Origin of the sequence: Psychrobacter sp. CAL346-MNA-CIBAN-0220 (genome assembly GCF_040309805.1) — a bacterium.
Taxonomy (GTDB): Bacteria; Pseudomonadota; Gammaproteobacteria; order Pseudomonadales; family Moraxellaceae; genus Psychrobacter.
Genome location: NZ_JBEOPF010000071.1, coordinates 1 through 327, shown reverse-complemented (window position 1 = coordinate 327; position 327 = coordinate 1). Strand labels below are relative to the sequence as shown.

Here is a 327-nt window from a genome sequence, read left to right as displayed (position 1 = left end):
GGCTAAAAGTCTAAGCTTTAAGCTAAAATTATCAGACCATATATGGTCACTTGTTGCTTTATATCGGTTTGCGCTGGTATTTTTTCAAGTCGATAGCCCCGCAATAATTCGATTTTGTGTGAAGATTTGTGAATATCCTCACTTTAAATAAGGGTTAATCGCCTTTTTTATTAGCTAACTTGACTTATTAGCCTAGCTTATTGACCGATACGAACCATAGCAGGGCGTAATAGACGTCCATTCAAGCTATAGCCTTTTTGTAGTACCGTACCTATGATATCTGGCTCTGCTTCTGGATCGATACCTACCGCTTCATGGAAATCTGCA

General features: G+C 38.8%; 1 protein-coding gene. It reads right to left on the bottom strand.

Going from position 1 to position 327, the window contains the following annotated elements:
* Positions 1-197: 197 nt before the first annotated feature.
* On the bottom strand, positions 198-327 hold a 130-nt coding region (locus tag AAEY88_RS12735; RefSeq protein WP_350562966.1), incomplete at its 5' end, for a nucleotide exchange factor GrpE.